The 3,408-nt window shown below is 57.2% G+C and carries 2 rRNA genes; both read left to right on the top strand.

Annotated elements, in window-relative coordinates:
* Positions 1 to 29: 29 nt before the first annotated feature.
* Positions 30 to 3,140, top strand: a 23S ribosomal RNA gene (locus tag BJF79_RS07485).
* A gap of 151 nt (positions 3,141 to 3,291) precedes the next feature.
* A 5S ribosomal RNA gene (rrf, locus tag BJF79_RS07480) occupies positions 3,292 to 3,408 on the top strand.

Below are 3,408 nucleotides of genomic sequence, written 5' to 3'. Positions count from 1 at the left end.
ATCTGCGATTTGTTTTGATCGTTTTGTGTGTTCAAGTTTTTAAGGGCATACGGTGGATGCCTTGGCATCAGGAGCCGATGAAGGACGTGGGACCTGCGATATGCCTCGGGGAGTCGGCAACCAGACTTTGATCCGGGGATTTCCGAATGGGGAAACCTGGCACCCGTCATGGGGTGTCGCCGCCGTCTGAATGTATAGGACGGTTGGTGGGAACGCGGGGAAGTGAAACATCTCAGTACCCGCAGGAAGAGAAAACAATAGTGATTCCGTGAGTAGTGGTGAGCGAAAGCGGATCAGCCTAAACCGTGCGCGTGTGATAGCCGGCAGGCGTTGCGTGTGCGGGGTTGTGGGACCATCCTGGTTCAGCTGCCGCTGGGCCGAAGAGTTACAAAACATCGTGATAGTTGAACGGCATGGGAAGGCCGACCGTAGACGGTGAGAGTCCGGTAGACGAAATTGCGATGTCTCTTGGGTGTGTTCCCGAGTAGCACGGGGCCCGTGAAATCCCGTGTGAATCTGCCACGACCACGTGGTAAGGCTGAATACTTCCTGATGACCGATAGCGGACCAGTACCGTGAGGGAAAGGTGAAAAGTGCCCCGGTGAGGGGTCGTGAAATAGTACCTGAAACCGTGTGCCTACAAGCCGTCAGAGCCTCCTCACAGGGTTTGTCTCTGTGTTGGTGATGGCGTGCCTTTTGAAGAATGAGCCTGCGAGTTATGGTGTGTGGCGAGGTTAACCGGTGGCGGGTAGCCGTAGCGAAAGCGAGTCTGAATAGGGCGTTTGAGTCGCATGCTGTAGACCCGAAGCGGAGTGATCTAGCCATGGGCAGGGTGAAGCGCCGGTAAGACGGTGTGGAGGCCCGAACCCACCAGGGTTGAAAACCTGGGGGATGACCTGTGGTTAGGGGTGAAAGGCCAATCAAACTCCGTGATAGCTGGTTCTCCCCGAAATGCATTTAGGTGCAGCGTCGCGTGTTTCTTGCCGGAGGTAGAGCTACTGGATGGCTGATGGGCCCTACAAGGTTACTGACGTCAGCCAAACTCCGAATGCCGGTAAGTGAGAGCGTGGCAGTGAGACTGCGGGGGATAAGCTTCGTAGTCGAGAGGGAAACAGCCCAGATCATCGGCTAAGGCCCCTAAGCGTGTGCTAAGTGGTAAAGGATGTGGAGTTGCCGTGACAACCAGGAGGTTGGCTTAGAAGCAGCCATCCTTGAAAGAGTGCGTAATAGCTCACTGGTCAAGTGATTCCGCGCCGACAATGTAGCGGGGCTCAAGCACACCGCCGAAGCCGTGGCACTCCAGACTTTTGTTTGGGGTGGGTAGGGGAGCGTCCTGCAGCCGGTGAAGCCGCCGAGTGATCGAGTGGTGGAGGCTGTGGGAGTGAGAATGCAGGCATGAGTAGCGAATCACACGTGAGAAACGTGTGCGCCGGATGACCAAGGGTTCCTGGGGCAGGCTAATCCGCCCAGGGTAAGTCGGGACCTAAGGCGAGGCCGACAGGCGTAGTCGATGGACAACGGGTTGATATTCCCGTACCCGCTGGTATGCGCCAACGCTGAATCTTCTGATGCTAACCATCCGATCCGCCTTGTTGTTCCCTTCGGGGGACGCTTGGTTGGGGAGCGTGGGACCCGAGGGGGTAGTAGGTGAGCGATGGGGTGACGCAGGAGGGTAGCTCAGCCCAGGCGATGGTTGTCCTGGGGTAAGCATGTAGCCCGCGCCATAGGCAAATCCGTGGCGCATTGAGGGTGAGATGTGATGCCGAGCCGTTTTAGGTGAAGTGAGTGATCCCATGCTGCCGAGAAAAGCCTCTAGTGAGTGTACCGGCGGCCCGTACCCTAAACCGACTCAGGTGGTCAGGTAGAGAATACCAAGCGATCGGGTGAACTGTGGTTAAGGAACTCGGCAAATTGCCCCCGTAACTTTGGGAGAAGGGGGGCCATGCCTGGTGAACCGTCTTTGCATGGGGAGCTGGGTGTGGTCGCAGAGGCCAGGGGGAAGCGACTGTTTACTAAAAACACAGGTCCGTGCGAAGTCGTAAGACGCTGTATACGGACTGACGCCTGCCCGGTGCCGGAACGTTAAGAGGACCGGTTAGATCTTTTGGGTCGAAGCTGAGAATCTAAGCGCCGGTAAACGGCGGTGGTAACTATAACCATCCTAAGGTAGCGAAATTCCTTGTCGGGTAAGTTCCGACCTGCACGAATGGCGTAACGACTTCCCCGCTGTCTCAACCACAGGCCCGGCGAAATTGCAGTACGAGTAAAGATGCTCGTTTCGCGCAGCAGGACGGAAAGACCCCGGGACCTTCACTATAGCTTGGCATTGGCGCTTGGAGCGTCTTGTGTAGGATAGGTGGGAGACTGTGAAGCTCGGACGCCAGTTCGGGTGGAGTCATTGGTGAAATACCACTCTGGTCGTTTTGAGCGTCTAACCCGCACCCGTGGATCCGGGTGGGGGACAGTGCCTGGTGGGTAGTTTAACTGGGGCGGTTGCTCCTAAAGTGTAACGGAGGCGCCCAAAGGTTCCCTCAGCCTGGTTGGCAATCAGGTGGCGAGTGCAAGGGCACAAGGGAGCTTGACTGTGAGACGGACGTGTCGAGCAGGTGCGAAAGCAGGGCCTAGTGATCCGGCACCTACGTGTGGAAGTGGTGTCGCTCAACGGCTAAAAGGTACCCCGGGGATAACAGGCTGATCTTCCCCAAGAGTCCATATCGACGGGATGGTTTGGCACCTCGATGTCGGCTCGTCGCATCCTGGGGCTGGAGTAGGTCCCAAGGGTTGGGCTGTTCGCCCATTAAAGCGGCACGCGAGCTGGGTTTAGAACGTCGCGAGACAGTTCGGTCCCTATCCGCTGCGCGCGTAGGAGAATTGTGAGGGTCTGTCCCTAGTACGAGAGGACCGGGACGGACGGACCTCTGGTGTGCCAGTTGTCTTGCCATGGGCATGGCTGGTTGGCTACGTTCGGTTGGGATAACCGCTGAAAGCATCTAAGCGGGAAGCCTTCCTCGAGATGAGTTCTCCCTTCCACCTTCGGGTGGGGTAAGGCCCCCGAGAGACGATCGGGTTGATAGGCCGGGGATGGAAGCGCGGTAACGTGTGGAGTCGACCGGTACTAATAGGCCGAGTGGCTTGAACACACTGAACGTTCAAAGCATCTCGCTGTGTGTTGTTCGCGTCCCTGTGTGGTTCCCAGGAAACAAACGGGTACCTGTTTAATTGAATATGTGTGCTGTCTGCTTGGACGATGAGTTTCCCGGCGCCAGAGGTTTGGTGTTGTGGGTTGAGTCGTTCGGTGGTTATGGCGAGGGGGAAACACCCGGTCCCATTCCGAACCCGGTAGTTAAGCCTCTCAGCGCCGATGGTACTGCATGGGAGACTGTGTGGGAGAGTAGGACGCCGCCGGAC

Origin of the sequence: Actinomadura sp. CNU-125, from assembly GCF_001942465.1 — a bacterium.
Taxonomy (GTDB): Bacteria; Actinomycetota; Actinomycetes; order Streptosporangiales; family Streptosporangiaceae; genus Spirillospora.
This window is presented reverse-complemented; position numbering and strand designations above follow the sequence as displayed.